General features: G+C 68.1%; 16 protein-coding genes and 1 pseudogene. 12 read left to right on the forward strand and 5 right to left on the reverse strand.

Going from position 1 to position 17,259, the window contains the following annotated elements:
* Positions 1-118 precede the first annotated feature (118 nt).
* The 6 genes from ACFFGN_RS13025 to ACFFGN_RS13050 all read left to right on the forward strand — a co-directional run bounded on the left by ACFFGN_RS13025 (position 119) and on the right by ACFFGN_RS13050 (position 5,988).
* The gene (locus ACFFGN_RS13025) at positions 119-1,789 is read left to right on the forward strand and encodes a hypothetical protein (RefSeq protein ID WP_380046933.1); all 1,671 of its coding nucleotides are present in this window, start codon (positions 119-121) and stop codon (positions 1,787-1,789) included.
* Positions 1,786-2,475 carry an RNA polymerase sigma factor SigM gene (gene sigM / locus ACFFGN_RS13030; protein WP_380046935.1) on the forward strand — a complete coding sequence of 230 codons (690 nt, stop codon included), beginning with the start codon at positions 1,786-1,788 and terminating at the stop codon, positions 2,473-2,475. The genes ACFFGN_RS13025 and sigM overlap by 4 nt, the downstream gene beginning before the upstream one ends.
* 109 nt (positions 2,476-2,584) lie before the next feature.
* Complete coding sequence (locus tag ACFFGN_RS13035; protein ID WP_380046937.1) at positions 2,585-3,349, forward strand: anti-sigma factor; 765 nt, start codon at positions 2,585-2,587, stop codon at positions 3,347-3,349.
* Between the two features lie 106 nt (positions 3,350-3,455).
* Positions 3,456-4,436, forward strand: coding sequence for a thioredoxin-disulfide reductase (gene trxB, locus ACFFGN_RS13040; protein WP_380046939.1), 981 nt, complete (start codon positions 3,456-3,458; stop codon positions 4,434-4,436).
* Positions 4,437-4,481: 45 nt separating this feature from the next.
* Positions 4,482-4,811 (forward strand): thioredoxin, encoded by a 330-nt coding sequence (trxA, locus tag ACFFGN_RS13045; protein ID WP_380046942.1) that lies wholly within the window; start codon positions 4,482-4,484, stop codon positions 4,809-4,811.
* A gap of 43 nt (positions 4,812-4,854) precedes the next feature.
* On the forward strand, positions 4,855-5,988 hold the full coding sequence (locus ACFFGN_RS13050) for an N-acetylmuramoyl-L-alanine amidase (RefSeq protein ID WP_380046944.1): 1,134 nt from the start codon (positions 4,855-4,857) through the stop codon (positions 5,986-5,988).
* A 323-nt stretch (positions 5,989-6,311) separates the two neighbouring features.
* On the opposite strand, the gene ACFFGN_RS13055 is transcribed toward ACFFGN_RS13050, so the two are convergent.
* Positions 6,312-8,381 (reverse strand): MMPL family transporter, encoded by a 2,070-nt coding sequence (locus ACFFGN_RS13055; RefSeq protein WP_380046946.1) that lies wholly within the window; start codon positions 8,379-8,381, stop codon positions 6,312-6,314.
* 319 nt (positions 8,382-8,700) lie between these two features.
* Here ACFFGN_RS13055 and ACFFGN_RS13060 point away from each other — a divergent pair, with 319 nt between their 5' ends.
* The gene (locus ACFFGN_RS13060; RefSeq protein ID WP_380046948.1) at positions 8,701-9,027 is read left to right on the forward strand and encodes a PadR family transcriptional regulator; all 327 of its coding nucleotides are present in this window, start codon (positions 8,701-8,703) and stop codon (positions 9,025-9,027) included.
* A gap of 101 nt (positions 9,028-9,128) precedes the next feature.
* Here ACFFGN_RS13060 and ACFFGN_RS13065 read toward each other — a convergent pair whose 3' ends face one another.
* The 4 genes from ACFFGN_RS13065 to ACFFGN_RS13080 all read right to left on the reverse strand — a co-directional run bounded on the left by ACFFGN_RS13065 (position 9,129) and on the right by ACFFGN_RS13080 (position 11,117).
* Positions 9,129-9,806, reverse strand: a complete 678-nt coding sequence (locus ACFFGN_RS13065) for a permease prefix domain 1-containing protein (protein WP_380046950.1) — start codon at positions 9,804-9,806, stop codon at positions 9,129-9,131.
* Positions 9,807-9,879: 73 nt separating this feature from the next.
* Positions 9,880-10,263: a DUF2784 domain-containing protein gene (locus tag ACFFGN_RS13070; protein WP_380046952.1), complete on the reverse strand. Its 384-nt coding sequence runs from the start codon at positions 10,261-10,263 to the stop codon at positions 9,880-9,882.
* Between the two features lie 4 nt (positions 10,264-10,267).
* A complete protein-coding gene (locus ACFFGN_RS13075; protein ID WP_380046954.1) occupies positions 10,268-10,924 on the reverse strand; it encodes a GNAT family N-acetyltransferase in 657 nt (218 codons plus the stop codon).
* Positions 10,925-10,940: 16 nt separating this feature from the next.
* Positions 10,941-11,117 carry a hypothetical protein gene (locus ACFFGN_RS13080; protein ID WP_380046956.1) on the reverse strand — a complete coding sequence of 59 codons (177 nt, stop codon included), beginning with the start codon at positions 11,115-11,117 and terminating at the stop codon, positions 10,941-10,943.
* Between the two features lie 200 nt (positions 11,118-11,317).
* On the opposite strand from ACFFGN_RS13080, the gene ACFFGN_RS13085 reads away from it, so the two are divergent.
* The 5 genes and pseudogenes from ACFFGN_RS13085 to ACFFGN_RS13105 form a co-directional block, all read left to right on the forward strand.
* Positions 11,318-12,628, forward strand: coding sequence for an aminotransferase-like domain-containing protein (locus ACFFGN_RS13085; RefSeq protein WP_380046958.1), 1,311 nt, complete (start codon positions 11,318-11,320; stop codon positions 12,626-12,628).
* A gap of 149 nt (positions 12,629-12,777) precedes the next feature.
* Entirely contained in the window at positions 12,778-13,725 is a 948-nt protein-coding gene (locus tag ACFFGN_RS13090; protein ID WP_380046961.1) for a D-alanine--D-alanine ligase family protein, read from the forward strand.
* Between the two features lie 30 nt (positions 13,726-13,755).
* Complete coding sequence (locus ACFFGN_RS13095) at positions 13,756-14,754, forward strand: SURF1 family protein (RefSeq protein WP_380046963.1); 999 nt, start codon at positions 13,756-13,758, stop codon at positions 14,752-14,754.
* Positions 14,755-15,027: 273 nt separating this feature from the next.
* Entirely contained in the window at positions 15,028-15,405 is a 378-nt protein-coding gene (locus ACFFGN_RS13100) for a DUF3817 domain-containing protein (RefSeq protein WP_380046965.1), read from the forward strand.
* 1,701 nt (positions 15,406-17,106) lie between these two features.
* Positions 17,107-17,259: pseudogene (locus tag ACFFGN_RS13105) on the forward strand (IS256 family transposase); the annotation flags it as partial.

Genomic DNA, 17,259 nt, shown 5'->3' on the forward strand with positions numbered 1-17,259 from the left:
GGGATCGCGCTGGGCACTAGCATGGGGGCTGCGACAGGGCCGCCAGCCTTTCGCACCGGGCCTGTGCGCGCAGTTCCGGTGAGTTCCGACCAGTGCATCGAGGAGGGCGAGGTACAGGGTGTCGAACCAGACGATCAGCCCAGGCGCTCTGCTCGCCGGCCGGTACCGGATCGCCGAATTGCTGGCGGAGATCGACGGTGCCCGGGTCTGGCGAGCGGTAGACGAGGTGCTCAGCCGACCCGTCGTGGTCGACGTGCTGTCCGCGGAGGACGAGCGGACCGATGCGCTGTTCGACGCCGCGCGCCGGGCCGCCGCGGCGAACGATCCGCGCTTCCTGCGGGTGCTCGACTGCGACATTCATGACGGCACCACCTACTGCGTACGAGAATGGGCCGGCGGCCGTCCACTCGAGCGCATGCTCGGCGCCGGACCGCTCACCGGTCAGCAGGCCGGCTGGCTGGCCCGCGAGGTGGCCGAGGCGCTGGAGCACCTGCACCGCGCCGGTATTCAGCACGGCGCCATCAGTCCCGCGACCGTGGTCGTGACCGACGCGGGCGCCATCAAGGTCGTCGGCGTGGCCACCGAGGCCGCGCTGCGTTCCGCCGGTCCCGGTTCACCCGAGGACGACGTGCGCGCGCTCGGCCAGGTGCTGTTCGCCTCGCTGACCGGCCGCTGGCCCGGGCCCACCGCGGCCTGGGGCCTGCAGCCCGCCCCGTTCGAGCACGGCCGGCTGCTCACCCCGCGGCAGGTCCGCGCGGGGGTGCCCCGGTCGCTCGACGACATCTCCGACCGGCTGCTCGGCGATCCGCCCCGGCATCACGCGGCGCCGATCACCAGTGCCGCCGGGCTGTCCGCCGCCTTGTCGGGCGTGATCGGCAGCTCCCACGAACCCCCGAGCCAGCTCAGTGACGAGACCGTCGCGATCGCGCAGCAGAACGGCAGCGTCGACGACGCCACCGTGATGGTGCCGAACGTCGCCGCCCCCGCGCTCGAGCCGGACCCGGTTTACACCCGTCCGCCCGCGAACAGCACACCGCGGCCGCCGTACGAGCCTGGACCGGACGCGCGTCCGGTCCGCCGTCGGCAGGGGCCCGTGCCGGAGAGCGGCGCGGCGATGGGCAATGGCGCCAACGGCTCCGGGGGCAGGCGTCGCGCCCCGGAGGAGAAGGCCAAGGGCGGTTGGGGCGGCCGGATCCTGATCCTGCTGGCGATCCTGGCGTTGCTGTCCGTGGTCGCGATGGCGCAGTTCCTGGCCAAGGACGCGTTCAAGAACGAGCAGGGCGCAGGCAGCTCGCCCAAGCCGAGCGTGAACCAGCCACCGCCGGCGCAGAAGCTCAAGATCGTCGACGCGAAGGACTTCGACCCGAAGCCCGACGGCAGCGGCGACGAGCACCCCAAGGACGTACCGAACACGTATGACGGTGACCTGCAGACCACCTGGGACACCATGTCGTACAAGAAACGCCCGGACCTGGGTGGCACCAAGGAGGGCGTAGGTATCTACTACGACCTCGGCTCGGTCCAGGACGTCACCCAGGTGAACCTCGCGCTCGTCGGCGACGGCACCAGCCTCGACATCCGGATTCCGGCCGAAGACCCGGCCACGCCGGGCAAGAAGCCGGACGACTGGAAGAAGGTCGGCTCGGTCAAGGACGCGGGTGAATCCGCCTCGGTCAAGCTGGATCCCGGCACCAAGTCGCGGTACGTGCTGGTCTGGCTGACCAGCCTGCCCAAGGCCGACGACGGCGATTTCGTGGGCGAGATCGCGGAGGTCACGATCCAGAAATGACCTCGGAGATGACGGGCACCGACGCGGCTGGGCCGGTCGGCTACGAGGCCCGCGAGGACCACGAACTCCTCCGCCTGCATGTGGCCGGGGATCCGGACGCCTTCGGTTACATCGTGCGGCGGCACCGGGACCGGATGTGGGCGGTCGCGATCCGTACCCTCGGCGAGCCCGAGGAAGCGGCCGACGCGCTGCAGGACGCGTTCATCTCGGCGTTCCGCCGGGCCGATACGTTCCGCGGCGACGCCAAGGTGACCACCTGGTTGCACCGCATCGTGGTGAACGCGTGCCTGGACCGGATCCGCCGCCGCCAGGTGCGCGCGGCCGACCCGCTGCCCGAGGACGAGGACCGCGCCGCCGAACTGGCCGGACCTGTCGAGGAGGACGCCGCCGAGGTCCGCGAGCGTCGTCTCGACGTACTGAACGCGCTGAAGCAGATCAACGTCGACCAGCGCAGTGCCCTGGTTCTGGTCGACATGGAGGGCTACTCGATCGAGGAGGCGGCGGCGATCCTGGGCTGCGCTCCGGGCACGGTGAAGAGCCGCTGCGCCCGTGGCCGCGCCAAGCTGCTGCCGCTGCTCAAGCACTGGCAAGTGGAGAAGAACGGTTCCGCTGCCTCCGCCTCGATCGCTAAATCAGTCCCAGAATCAGTCCCTGAATCGGTCTCCGAATCGGCGGGAACCGAATGACGCGGCCACCCGTCGTAGCAGAGTCGCAGACCCGTGACATCTGCCGCGCCGACCGGAGCCCCGCACCAATGACCACTAGCCGTACCTCCCGTGAGGAGGCGAGTTTCCGATGACCGATCCAGGCCTGCCCACCAGTGAGCACCTCGAGCATCTGGACACGGACACGATCGCCGACCTGATCGAGAACCTGCTGCCCGCCAACGAGGCGCACCTGGCCCGCGAGCACGTCAAGGCGTGCCCCGACTGCCAGCAGCTCTATGACGCGTTGGTGCAACTGAGCGAAGACCTGGCCGATGAAGGCCGTACCGACATTCCGATGCCCACGCACGTCGCCGAGCACCTTGACGCCGTGCTGGTCTCGGAGTCGGTGCTGCGCGCCTCCACGGTCGGAGTCCACTCCCTGGCCCAATTCCGCGAACAGCCGCATCGGCACTGGCCGAAGATGCTGCTCGCTGCGGCGGCCGCCGTCGTCGTACTCGGCGCCGGCATCACCGTCGCGGTGAAGACGGCCGACCAGTCCCAGGAAGGCGCCGCGGGCATCACCGATCCCTCGACGCTGCCGACGAGCCAGCCCGTGATCAGCTCGGAGCGGCTGGACTCGACCGCGCAGAAGTGGCTCGAGGCCAGCTCGGCGCCGCTGATCAACGGGTCGCCGGCCGAGGTGGACTGCGCCCGCAACTTCGCCAAGGGCCAGCAGTTGAGCAACGTGAAACTGGTCCAGCCGATCCGCTACGAGGGCACCCGCGCGACGATGATCGGCCTGCAGGCCGCGTCGCCCCGCGACATCCGTGTCTTCGTGGTCACGGGCTGTGACACCGGCAGCCGCGCGAGCGACATCCTGGCCCGGACCACCGTCACGCTGCGGAACCGCTGAGGCGCGGTCGCGTGCCGTTCCACACGGGTGGGTACCGTGGGAATGGTCGGCCTCTAGGATCCGTTGAGTACGACGTACCGTCTCGACAACCTGAGGGAAACCGCGCATGAGCGAGGCCATCGTTCGCAACGTCATCATCATCGGCTCCGGCCCGGCCGGCTACACCGCCGCGGTGTACGCCGCGCGTGCCCAGCTGGAACCGCTGGTGTTCGAGGGATCGGTCACCGCGGGTGGCGCCCTGATGACGACGACCGAGGTGGAGAACTACCCGGGCTTCTCGGCGGGCATCATGGGTCCGGCGCTGATGGACGAGATGCGGACCCAGGCCGAGCGCTTCGGCGCCGAGCTGATCCCGGACGACATCGTCGAGGTCGACCTGACCGGCGACGTGAAGATCGTCAAGGACTCCGCGGGTAACGAGCACCGCGCGAAGGCCGTCATCCTGGCGATGGGCTCGGGCTACCGCAAGCTGGGCCTGCCCGACGAGGAGCGGCTGTCCGGCCACGGCGTGTCCTGGTGTGCGACCTGCGACGGGTTCTTCTTCCGCGACCAGGAGATCGTGGTCGTCGGTGGTGGTGACACCGCCATCGAGGAGGCCACCTTCCTGACCCGGTTCGCCAAGAAGGTGGTGCTGGTGCACCGCCGCGACGAGCTGCGCGCCTCGAAGATCATGGCCGAGCGTGCCTTCGCCAACGAGAAGATCGAGTTCGCCTGGAACTCCGAGGTCGCCAAGATCCACGGCGCCGACAAGCTGACCGGCCTGACCCTGCGCGACACCGTCACCGGTACCGAGCGGGAGCTGCCGGCCACCGGCCTGTTCATCGCGATCGGTCACGACCCGCGCTCCGAGCTGGTCAAGGGCCAGGTGCACCTGGACGAGGAGGGCTACGTGCTCGTCGAGACCGGTAGCACCCGGACCAACCTGCCGGGCGTCTTCGCCGCCGGCGACCTGGTGGACCACACGTACCGGCAGGCGATCACCGCCGCGGGCACGGGCTGTTCCGCCGCGCTGGACGCCGAGCGCTTCATCGCCGCGCTGGAGCACGCCGAGGCCACCTCGACCTCCGCGGTCGCGGTCTCCGTCTGACTTTTCCCTCACCTCACTGAAGTAGCCGAACTGAAGGAGATCGCCGTGGGCGACAAGATGAACGCCGTGACCGACGAGGAATTCGCCACCACCGTGCTGAAGAGCGACAAGCCGGTGCTGGTGGACTTCTGGGCCGAGTGGTGCGGCCCGTGCCGTCAGGTCTCCCCGATCCTCGAGGAGCTGGCCGGCGAGCACGGCGACAAGATGACGTTCCTCAAGATGAACGTGGACGAGAACCCGGTCACCCCGAGCAACTACCGGGTCACCGGCATCCCGACCATCAACGTCTACGTGAACGGCGAACTGGCCAAGTCGATCGTCGGCGCGAAGCCGAAGGCCGCTTTGCTGAAGGAACTGGCAGACTTCACGTCCTAGTCTGTTCTTTTCCGCCACACAGCACGGCAGGAGCAGTAACTTGATGGATGCCTCGCACGGCGCCACCGTGTACCGGCTCGGCGACAGCGGAGAAGCTGTCGCCGAGATCATCGGCAAGCTCCAGCGGCTCGGGCTGCTGGATTCGACCCCGCGGTCCTATTACGACGAGGCGACCGCGCACGCCGTGCGGGGCTTCCAGCAACAACGAGGTCTGAGCGTCGACGGCATCGTCGGCCCGCAGACCTACCGGGCCATCGACGACGCCCGCTGGCGTCTCGGCGATCGCCTGCTGACCAATGTGGTGTCGCACCCGCTCACAGGCGACGACGTGCTCGCGCTGCAGTCCAAGCTGCAGGAGCTCGGCTTCGCGGTGGCGCGGGTGGACGGCATCTTCGGGCTCGACACCCAGCGCGCGGTGATGGAGTTCCAGCGCAACATGGGCCTGCCCGCCGACGGCACCTGTGGCCCGTCGACCTTCAAGGCCTTGCAGCGCATCAAGCCGATGGCCACTGGTGGCCGACCGGACGCCCTGCGCGCCTCGGAGGCCGTTCGCGCGGCTGGACCGCGGCTCAGCGGCAAGACTGTTGTCATCGATCCCGGTCATGGTGGTTTCGACTACGGCTGGGAAGGCCTCGGCCTACGTGAGTCCGACGTGGCCTACGACCTCGCCTCGCGGATCGAGGGCCGCCTCGGCGCCACCGGCGTTCGGGCGTACCTGAGCCGCGGGCGGGACCAGGGCCCGGACGAACTGGCCCGAGCCGCCTTCGCGAACGAGACCGACGCGAACCTGTGCGTCTCCCTGCATACGGATGGCTCGATGAATCCGGAGGCGCAGGGCGTCGCGACGTACTACTACGGCGCGGATCTGCAGGGCGCCTCGTCCAGCGTGGGCGAGCAGTTCGCCGGGTTGGTGCAGCGCGAGATCGTGGCTCGTACGGATCTGGTGGATTGCCGAACGCACGCGAAGACCTGGGATCTGCTGCGGCGAACCAAGATGCCCGCTGTGCGGCTCGAGATCGGGTATGTGACGAACCACCACGACGCGTCGCGGCTGGCGGATCCGGCCTTCCGGGACGTCGTCGCCGAGGCCATCGTGGTCGCCATTCAGCGGGTCTATCTGCCGCCGGACCAGGACGCGGCCACCGGCATGCTGCGGTTGGGCCAGCTCACCGTCTGAAAGCCGGCGGTTTGGTTCCACGTGAAACTGCTTGTACGACGACCGCCGCCCTGGCCTTTCGCGCCAGGGCGGCGGTCGTTTTATGTGGCGCCGGTCGATTCCTGCCGCGGTCATTCTGTCGTGCCGTCATTTTGTCGTGCCGTCATTTTGTGTGACGGGTCGTTTGTGTGGCGGGGTGACCGGCGTTGTCCACAGCCCTGCAGATCGCCGTACACGCCGCCTAGCTCGCCCGTACTTTCCCTGTACGACGAACTGGATGCGCCCGCCCTCCCTGGTTCAGGTCCAGGAGGAGCGGGCGCATCGCGAAGGGGGTGCGACCGATGTCAGTCGCGTTCGAGGGCGATCTTGGGCAATACCCGGTCGAGTTTGCGGGGCAGCCACCATGCGCGGTTGCCGAAGAGCCGCATGATCGCGGGCACGATCAGGCAGCGGATCACCAGCGCATCCAGCAGCACCGCCACGGCCAGTCCCAGGCCGAACTGCTGCAACATACGGTCCGGGCTGAGCAGGAAGGCGCCGAAGACCACGATCATGATGGCCGCGGCCGCCGTGATCACCGTGCCGGTGTTCGCCAGGCCTTCGCGAACCGACTGCACCGGATCGCCGGTGCGCCGCCATTCCTCATGGATCCGCGAGATCAGGAAGACCTCGTAGTCCATCGACAGCCCGAACACGATGGCAAAGATCATCACTGGTACGAAGGCCTCGATCGGTCCCGGCTGCGCGCCGAACCAGCCCTCCTGGAACACCAGGGTGATCACCCCCAGCGAGGCCCCAATGCTGAGCAGATTGAGCAACGCGGCCTTGAGCGGAACGAGTATCGACCGGAAGACGACCAGCAGCAGCAAGGCCGAGAGCCCGACCACAACGCCAACGAAGATCGGCAGCCTGCTGCTCACCGCGCCGGCGAAGTCGTCGGCCGCAGCCGTCGCGCCACCAACGAAGTAGGTCGCTCCAGTCTGCGCCGAGATCGGGGGAAGCACCGACGTCCGCAGCCGATCGACCAGTTCGCTCGTCGCCTCATCCTGGGGCGCGGACGTCGGGAAGAGCAGCAGAGTGGAGACCTTGCCGTCCGGCAGCGTCTGCGGTGCCGTCACGGCGGCGACGCCCGGGGTGCCCGGCAGCGCCTTGCTGACCGCGGCAACGGCCGCACTGTTGCCCTCAGCAACGATGATCAGCGGACCGTTGAAGCCAGCGCCGAATCCCTGTGCCAGCAGGTCATACGCCTTGCGACTCGTCTTCTCCGGCGCGTCGGTGCCGGCATCCGCGAAGCCAAGCCGCATGCCGAGCGCCGGCAGCGAAAGCAGGACCAACGCCGCGGTGGCAACGGTGAGCGCCAGCCAAGGCGCGCGTTGTACGGCGGCTGCCAGCTTGCGCCAGCCCGCTCCACTCTCGCGCCGGGACTTCTCGGCCCGCTTGCGAATCCGCCCCTCGATGCGCCGTCCGAACAGGGTGAGCAGCGCCGGCAGCAGAGTGACCGCGGCGAACATCGTCATCAGCACGGTGAGAGTGACACCAAGCGCAAGCCCTTGCAGCGAACCGAGTCCCAGTGCGAAGAGTCCGAGCAAGGCGATCACCACGGTGCACCCGGCGAACATGACCGAGCGCCCCGCCGTGTCGAGAGCCGTGCTCGCAGCCTCGTTCCGCGACTGTCCCTTGAGCAGCTCACCGCGATACCGGGAGAAGATCAGCAGGGCGTAGTCGATGCCGACGCCCAGGCCGACCAGCATCATCACCGGCGCGGTGTAGTCCGGGATCTTGACGAGATGCGACGCCATCACGAGCAGCCCGAGCGTGCTGCCAACGGCAAAGACGGCCGTCAACAGCGGCAGGCTGGCCGCCAGCAACGAGCCGAAGAGGAACACCAGGATCACCAGCGCGGCCAGCAGACCCGCGCCCTCGGACGCGCCGCCTTCGCTCTCGATGGCACCTCGAATCAGGTCGCCACCAAGCTCCACCTGCAGGCCCTCGGTCGCGGCCCGCTGGGCGGTGATCATGATCGCGCGCATGTCCTCGACCGGTATGTCCGTGCCGGCGGCGTCCAGCTCCACCGTGCTGTACGCGGTGGTCCCGTCGCGGGAGATCGACCCCTGAGCGGCGTACGGGTCGGCCACAGCAGCAACATGCGGGAGCTTGCGAACCTCGGCCAGCATCGCGGTGACGGCCGCTCGCGTGGTCGGCTGCGCCAGTCCACCCTGGTCGTGCAGCACGATCTGGACGGTGTCGGGCGATCCCTGCGGCGCGTGCTCGCGGAACGTATCCACCACCCGCTGCGACTCAGTCCCCGGCAGCGAGTTGTCGTTGCGGTAGTCGTCGCCGATCAGGCTCGAGCCGAGCGTCACGGCGACCAGGGTCAGCACCCACAGCGCCACCGCCAGTCCAGCGTGACGCATCGACCAGCCAGCCACCCGATGCAACAGCTCCGGCCTCTTATCACCCGCCCCGGCGCTGGTTGGTCCGCTACCACCCGGACCGGTACCAGTCGGACCGCTGCCGCTCGGCTGCGTGCCATCGGGTCGTGTGCCATCCGGTCGCTGCTGGTCCGTCTGGCTGTGGTCGGCGTTGGCTCGTCCCGAGCGGCCTGGGTCGGGCGGTTGGACTGCCGTATCGGCCGTCATCGGTACTCCTCCTGCTCGTCGTTCGCGTTGGCTACATGTAGGTCGTCTACATGTCGTCTACCGACGTTAACATCTCCATGGGTAGACTGCCTACATGAAGGCGGACGCGCTGCGAGGACATCTCGACCCGATGATCTTGTCGGTGGTGGAGCACGAGCCCCTGCACGGTTACGCGATCATGGAGGCCCTGATCGAGCGAACCGGCGGCGAGGTGGATCTACCGACCGGAACGCTGTATCCGGCGCTCCGACGGCTGGAACGGGCCGGCTATCTGGCAAGCGAGTGGAGTTCCGTGGGCGGGCGCAAACGCCGTACCTACAAGCTCACGTCGGCCGGCCGGACCTCCCTCGCCGCGGGCAAGTCCGAGTGGGAGACGTTCCGCAAGGTGATGGACGGCGTCCTCCGCCCCGGCCAGGCGTAACCTCTGCCGCCGACCTCTGGGCCACCGTCAGTGCTGTCGGCTCTAGGCGCTGGAGGTCCGCCTAGACGGGCTCAATGAGTCGCGTCGGCGCGAGGGCTGGTTCAGGCGAGGCGCAGGCATCGGCGGGCCGAGACGGCGACTGCGCTTAGTGGCAACAGGACGAAGAGCGATACCCACATGAGGCTGACCAGCGCCCCGACGAGGTTCTGCGCTCCGATCACCGCCATCGCCGCGCCCAGTCCGCCGATGACCCCACAACTCAAGAGCCCGGCCAGACCCGTCAACCTCGTCACCGAAGCGCGAACAGCCGGATAGCGCAGGCCGATGCCCGTCGCCAGCAGCGCGAGAACGGCGAGGACAAACGCCGCCATACCGGCCTGCTCCACAAACCGGTTCAGCCAGCTGTGCACTGGTCCGACTTCATAGGCATCGCGGTTCCATTGCCAGGTGCCTTCGAGCCACACGATCGGCTGGATGATGATCGCGGCGGCCATCAGAACCGCGGTGCGCCGGCCCTGGGCATAGCCAAGCTCCGCCCGGTAGTCAGGCAGGATCTCGCGCAGCTCACCGAACTCGTCGATCGCCCGGCGCTCTGCCTCCGCCCGGCTGAGCCCTTCGGCCTCCAGGGCTTCGGTAGCGTCGACGAGACCGTCTCTCGCCTCGGTGAGCAGATCGGCCTTCTTACGGCGCGGCCCGAGCAGGGCAGCGTCCAGGCGCGCGATGTACGCGTCGACCGGGTTCTCGCCGAGGTTCTGCGCGCGCAGTTCGGTTCTGGCCACGTGCCCAGTATGGGCATTGCTGCACCGGGCCGCGTCGGGGAATCCACTGACCTTGCCCTGAACCCCGGCCCGATCAGGCTGGAGTGACCGAAGCACGCCGCCGCCGACGGCGACGCAGCATGATCCACGTGAAACCGATATAGGAGATCACTACGAGTGCGAACCCGATGATCTCAGCCAGCCACGTGTGACCGGCCGGGTAGACCGTGCCGTCCACGTAGTGCTTGATGTAGCCGCCCTCGTAGGGCACTTGGCCCGCATCGCGCCGAAGGTGCTTCTCGACCGCGGTCACCGGACAAGGAAAGTCCACCAGCACGATCGTGATGTTCCACAGCCCGATCAGGAGGTGAAGCCAGATCAGCTTCGGCCATTTCCACGCCAGGAAGCCGCCGACCACGAAGAACACCAACATGGCTCCGTGGACCACCATGACGATCTCAGCGAGCAGCGCGGACATCCGGCTACTCAGTTTCGATCGGCGTCATGCCATCGCGTACGGCGGCCGGCACGGGTGGTACCGGCTCGGGGCGGATCGCACCCATCAGGCGTTCGACTGCCGCCTCCACGTCGCTGCGCCAGGTGACAGTGGACCGGAGATCGAGGCGCAGACGTGGATGGCGAGGATGCTCGCGTACGACCGTGAACCCGACCGCCTGAAGGAAGTCCGTTGGCCAGACACAACCGGGCTGAGACCAACGCGAATCGCCGAAGGCCTCCAGCGCCCGGAAGCCCCGCTTCATGACGTCCTTCGCGACCGCCTGGACGAGAACCTTGCCGAGCCCAAGACCGATATAGCGCGGCAGGATGCGGCCTGTCGCGAGCACCACCGCGTCCGGGCTGACCGGAGCGGTCGGAAAGGCCTGCACGCGTGGCAAGTAACTAGCCGGCGCGTAGATCGCAAAGCCCGCCAGCGCGTCGTCGACGTACAGGACGGTCCCGGCACTGCCCCAGTCGAGGAGGATCTGAGAGAGCCAGGCTTCCTTCTCGAGGCCGGTGTCGCCGTTGCGACATGCGTCACGTCCGGCGACCGCGTCCAGCTCCCAAAAGACACACGAGCGGCAGGGCAGCGGAAGCTCGGCAAGAGTGTCGAGCGTCAACGCGGCGACCCGGCGTGCCATCAGACCCTCTGGTCCTTCAGGTGGTGGCTGGGGCCGGAGTCTGGATTTCGGTGCTTTCCGACGCCTCCGGCGCTACATAGCGTTGCTGAACCTTGGCAGCCGGTTGCCGTCGCAGCAGTTCACCGGCGAAGCCGCTCAAGATGCCGAGCGCAAGCCCGCCGAGTATCCAGCCGAACACCTTCACCACGCTCATTCCGCTTCTGCCGCCCTTCCGCGGCGCCCGGATCCCCCAGCGAGTCCGCAGCCGTCTCGGCTGCCGGTCGGCTGCCGGAGGATTTCCGCCGCTATAAGGCATGGTAGTGAGAGGCTGCGACGATCGGCAGTCCGGGCGCGCGGGCGCTGCTGGACGGATCGGCGTAGCCTTGAGACTTCCCCGCCTCAAGGAGCGTTCTCGTGAAGCCCGACCTGCCCGACGTCCGGCAAACCCGTCTCGACAGCTATGTCGACCGGTACGCCGCACGTACCAAGGGCATGACGGCATCCGAGATCAGAGCACTTTTCTCCGTCGCCAGCCGGCCTGAGGTGGTCTCCCTCGCCGGTGGCATGCCGAACATCGCCGGCCTGCCGCTCGACGTGGTCAGCGGCGCCGTGCGGGACCTGGTGCTCGACAGCGGCCCGACCGCCATGCAGTACGGCTCCGGCCAGGGCGATCCGGTGCTTCGTGAGCAGATCTGCGACGTGATGCGCCTGGAAGGTATCGAGGCGCATCCCGACGACGTGGTCGTGACCGTGGGCAGCCAGCAGGCCGTCGACCTGGTCACCCGGGTCTTCTGCGATCCGGGCGATGTCGTCATCTGCGAAGCACCGTCGTACGTCGGTGCGCTCGGCGTCTTCCGCGCCTATCAGTGCGAGGTCGTGCACGTCGCGATGGACGACGACGGGGTCCAGCCGGAGGCTCTCGAGCAGGCCATCGCCGCGGTGAAGGCGGCCGGCAAGAAGGTGAAGTTCTTCTACACGATCCCGAACTTCCACAACCCCGCCGGGATCTCGCTGTCGCTCGAACGCCGCGGCAAGGTACTCCAGATCTGCCAGGACCAGGACATCCTCATCCTCGAGGACAATCCGTATGGTCTGCTCGGTTTCGACGGCGAACCCATGCGCGCGATTCGCGCCGACGACGGCGAGGGCGTCATCTACCTCGGCTCGTTCTCCAAGACGTTCGCGCCCGGCTTCCGCGTTGGCTGGGCCGTAGCGCCCCACGCCGTTCGAGAGAAACTCGTGCTCGCGCAGGAGTCCGCGACGCTCTGCCCACCTGTCTTCAGCCAGTTCGCCATCTCCTCCTACCTGAGCCGCCACGACTGGCTCGGGCAGGTCAAGCAGTTCCAGGAGATGTACCGGGAACGCCGCGACGCAATGCTCGCGGCGCTGACGGAAAAGATGCCTGCCGCAACGACTTGGACCAGGCCGGCCGGCGGCTTCTACGTGTGGCTGACCTTGCCCGCGGGCCTCGACGCCAAGGCGATGCTGCCGCGAGCCGTCACGAACCGGGTGGCCTACGTGCCCGGAACGGCCTTTTTCGCGGACGGTTTCGGCTCGCAGTGCATGCGGTTGTCCTACTGTCATCCGACCCCGGCTCGCATCACCGAAGGTGTATCGCGCCTTGCCGCGGTGATCGAGGAGGAGTTCGAGCTTCGTGAGACGTTTGGCCCGCTGCCGCCCGGCGCTGGGCGGGATTACGACGCCCCAGGGCCGGAGCTCAGTTAAGTTTTCGGCGCCGGGGTACGGACCCGCGCGCCCGACGGGCACACTGGTGGCCCACCGGACCGTGGCAGCAGGACGGACCGGATACGGTTCGGAGGGCCTCGGGACCGGCAACCCCGCCGGAGTCGCCCATGATTGATCGGGGAATTTCAGTGAGTGATCTGGGACGAGTTCTGGTCCTGGCAGGCGGGCTGTCGCACGAGCGCGATGTCTCGCTGCGTTCGGGCCGTCGCGTCACTGAGGCGCTGCGCAGTGTCGGCATCGAGGTCGAGTTGCGCGATGTGGACAGCACCTTGGTCGAGCGGCTTCAGTCCGATCGGCCGAGCGCCGTGTTCCCCGTGCTGCATGGCGTCACGGGCGAGGATGGCGCGCTCCGCCAGGTCCTCGACCTCTACGACGTGCCGTACGTCGGCGCCGACGCCGAGGCCTGCCGGACCGCGTTCGACAAGCCCGTCGCGAGCACGCTGGTCACCTCGGCCGGACTGCGCACGCCGCCGTCGGTGGTACTGGGCCACGACACCTTCCGCGAACTGGGCGCCACCACCTTGATGGAGGCGGTGATCGCCCGCATCGGCCTGCCACTGGTGGTGAAGCCGGCTCGCGGCGGATCGGCGCTGGGCGCATCGATCGTGCGCTCCACCAGCGAACTGCCCTCGGCGATGGTGAACTGCTTCGCCTATGGGCCGGTCGCCCTGATCGAGCGGTACATCGAGGGCACCGAGGTTGCCGTCACCGTGGTCGACACCGGCGACGGACCGCACGCGCTTCCCGCCGTCGAGATCCGGCCGGACTCGGGCTTCTACGACTACGAGGCTCGCTACACCGCCGGCGCCACCCAGTTCGTCGTACCGGCTCGGCTGGAGGAGTCCGTCGCAGCAGCCTGCGCGTCCGCCGCCATCACCGCACACCAGGCGCTGAAACTGCGCGACCTTTCGCGGTCCGATCTGGTTGTGGATGCGGATGGTGTTCCGTGGTTCCTCGAAGTGAACGTGGCCCCGGGCATGACCGAGACCTCGCTCGTGCCGCTGGCCGCCGAAGCCGCCGGCCTCGAGCTCGGCGTACTCTGCCGTGACTTGCTCGCCGCAGCAGCAGCCCGGTGAACGCATCCGAATCGCTGAACTTCTGATCTCGTGAACGTAGCCACCGAACGCCCGACGGAGCCCGCCACCAGCGACGGCGCCAGCCGCCCCCTGTGGCGAACCGCCCTGACGGTGCGGTGGCTCTCCCTGCTCGCGGTCGTTCTGGTGGTCGCGGGCGTCATGATCCAGCTCGGCATCTGGCAGTACGACGTCTACGAGTCGAAGACCGCGTCCGCCACGGCGCAACGTGCCACTGCTGCTCCCGTGCCCCTGGACAGCTTGTTCGCGGTCGACGCGGGCCTGCCGGCAAAAGCCGTCGGTCGACGCGTATCCGTGCGCGGCACGTGGGGCCCGGCCGCGGACCAGATGTTCGTCTCCGATCGGCGCAACGGCGACCGCGATGGCTTCTGGGTCATCACGCCACTCATGCTCTCGCCCACGCCGGGCGATAAGGCCTCCGGTGCCGTCCTGATCGTTCGCGGCTGGGTGCCCACCCCCACGGACCCGGCCGCCGCTGCTCCGTCAGGTCAAGTCGAGGTCGTCGGCTCGGTGATCGCGTCCGAGGCCCAGGACTCGTCGGGAGCGGCCGCCACCAGCCGCATCCTTCCGTCGCTGCGCATCCCCACGATGGTCGACTTGGTCGACTACCAGCTGTACGACGCCTTCGTGGTCCAGGCCTCCGCCACCCCACCGGTCGCCGCCGGTCCCGCCGCGGTGCCACCGCCCGCACCACCCACCGACCACGCGGGCCTGCGCAACGTCGCGTACGCCTTCCAGTGGTGGATCTTCGCCGCCTTCGCCGTCTTCATGTGGCTCCGCATGCTCCTAGATACCCACCGCACCACCAACGCCGGCCGCAGTCCCATCGGCATCTCACCTCCTTCAGCTTTGACTCCTCCAGCTCCAGGTCCGGCTTCCTCGCCTTCGACCCCAGCTTCTTCGGCCCCAGCTTCTTCGGCCCCAGCTTCTTCGGCCCCAGCTTCTTCGGCCCCAGCTTCTTCGGCCCCAGCTTCTTCGGCGCCTGCCTCCCCTGATACCTCGGCCGACTGACTTTCTCGGCCCTTTTCACCTGCCGTTCTTCAAGGACGACCCCGGGCATCCGGGGGCGATGCGCGAGCGATCGTCGCGGCACCGAATGAGCCCCTCCACAAAGGCGATCCACAGACTCGCGCCTGCAGTGTGCTCGGACTTCGTGGTCCCCTGCACGGCCGGCGGGCGTCCTAGCTCGAGCCACTGCTGCCGCCGTCGACGACAACGGCGCCGAGGCTGCAGGGGTGCCGACCAGGTCGTCGACTCCTGAAGCACAAGCGGTACCGTTTCGACGTGACCTCTCCCGTGGATCCCGCTCAGTCCGCCCACACTCCGGCCCCCGCCGCCAACCGGCCCACCGCCACCGCTGACGTGGCCGGCGCCCTGAAGCGCTACCGGGTGATCGCCTACATCGTCGGCGTCATGCTCCTGCTGCTCGTGTGCCTGGCCATGCCGATGAAGTACGCCGCCGACAACCCCTCCGCCATGAACGTCATCGGCCCCCTCCACGGCTTCCTGTACGTCGTCTACCTCCTGGCCACCCTCGACCTCGGCCGCCGAGTCCACTGGGGCCTAGGCAAACTCATCCTCGTGGCCCTAGCCGGCACCATCCCCTTCCTCTCCTTCTACGCCGAACGCAAGGTCACCCACGAACTAACCCCCGCTCCCTAGACCCCTGCCCTCCGGCCCGCTCCCCTCGCCCACCCCACCGACACCGCCGCGCCCGCGCCTCACCACCGCACCCCACCGCCTCGTCGCACCCATCGCCGCACCCCGCCGCCGCGTCACACCCGCCTCGTCGCACCCATCGCCTCAGTCCCAGTTGGCTCCCCGGCCAGGGCCACCCCACCTGCCTCGCCAGTTGCGCCTTGCCCACCCACTCGGGGTCGCCACGACCTGGCCCTAGGCCACTCAGCCCGACGCCTTCGGCCGCACCCCTCGACCTGACTGCCCAGCCCACCGTTGAAGCGGCTGCTCAGGTTGTCCAGCGGTCCGGCTGCTCAGCCCTTCCTTCGGCGCTCTGCCCAGGTCGCTCTGCCGAGGTCGTTCAGCGTAGGTCGTTCTGCCCCGGTCACGGCTGTGGTCACTCACCCATCCTCGACCTGATTCTCTGAGTAGCCTCCCGACTCGGCCGGGCGTATCACCAACCATGGCTCTGAACCCAAACCGCAACGCTGCCCGCATCCCCAGCCACTCTGCGCACCGAGGCCATCAGCGAGCAGCGCGAGGTTCACCTAGATGCGTGACGCGACGAGGCGGCGACGGAAGGGCGGGCCTCCGTCACAGTTCGCGTGGACCGCACGTCACGTCTATGCGCCAGCCACGCGGAACACCAGGGCCGCCGGTCAGTGATCCGCACTGGTGAACTCGTTGCCGTCGAACACCACCCACGGCTCCGCTCCAAGCTGCCCCTCGCTTGATGCTGCGGATCGGAATGCACCCGGCGTACCGTCGGGCGAATGTTTCCCGTGAAACATTCGCCCGAGCGATCTACCGCTTGATGGATTTGTCGACTTATCTGTTGCGGCTCAGGTCGTCCCACGATTCGAACTAGGAGCCCCGAAAGCTGACGGTGGGACGACCTGCCTTGGCGCCACCCGAGACAAGCAGGACCTCGGACGGCCGCTCCAACGGACCGAAAGCGTCGCTCGGCGCGATCCGCGAGCGGTAAGTCGCCAATGGAGGCGGGCCCTGCGTCCGGCCGGATTGCAGGGCTCACCCCTTCGTAGGATGACGAAGACTTGGCACACACGGGCCAAACCGAGGACGGAGCAATGCCGAGTGCAGGTCGAGTTCCACCGCCGGCGCCCACCGCCAACATGTGGCTCGAACCGGCGGCCGATGCCGCGCCGCGGACGCCCGCCAGATCGAGCCAACTACATCGGAGCATTGGCACGCGTCCGCGCCTGCTGGCGACCGAAGCGGTACCGCCATCGCGAAGCCCCGACCCTGGCTCCGCTCTGCAGTGAGCTCCGCTCGGCCAGTCGACTACCGGCCCCAGCTCGCGCCTGGGGGTGCGCCCCTGCTTCCGGATCCCAGCTGGTCAGCTTGGCGATGTGCCCTCAGCTCAGCCGACACATCCAAGCCCCGCGACCACTGACTGCGCCTGCTGGTTGCTGGTTGCTGGTTGCTGGTTGCTGCAGGCAAGCCGGTCATTACCAGCACGTGCGTCGACAACGACAGCGGACCGTCGACAGGAACGAAACCCCCGCCGGGACCGCTCAGTCCTGAGCTGCGAGACACATCAACAGTTGAGTCCAGCAGAGTGGTGTACGACGAGATCTCGGTGACGCGTGGCGTGGAGACGTGAGCGCGGTCATCGGGTGATCCTTCGAGTGATCTCTCACAACCGACTCGAAGAAGGAAACCGCGATGACCGCTGGCTCCAGTATCGACCCTGCCCAGTTCCTGCACGAGCACCTGTCTCAGGCGAGCCCGGACCTGTTGCGCGAACTGATGGAAGGCTTCATCAACAAACTGCTCTCCGCGGATGCCGACAGCGTGTGCGGCGCCTCCTATGGTGTG

Source organism: Kribbella deserti, from assembly GCF_042434725.1.
GTDB lineage: Bacteria > Actinomycetota > Actinomycetes > Propionibacteriales > Kribbellaceae > Kribbella > Kribbella deserti.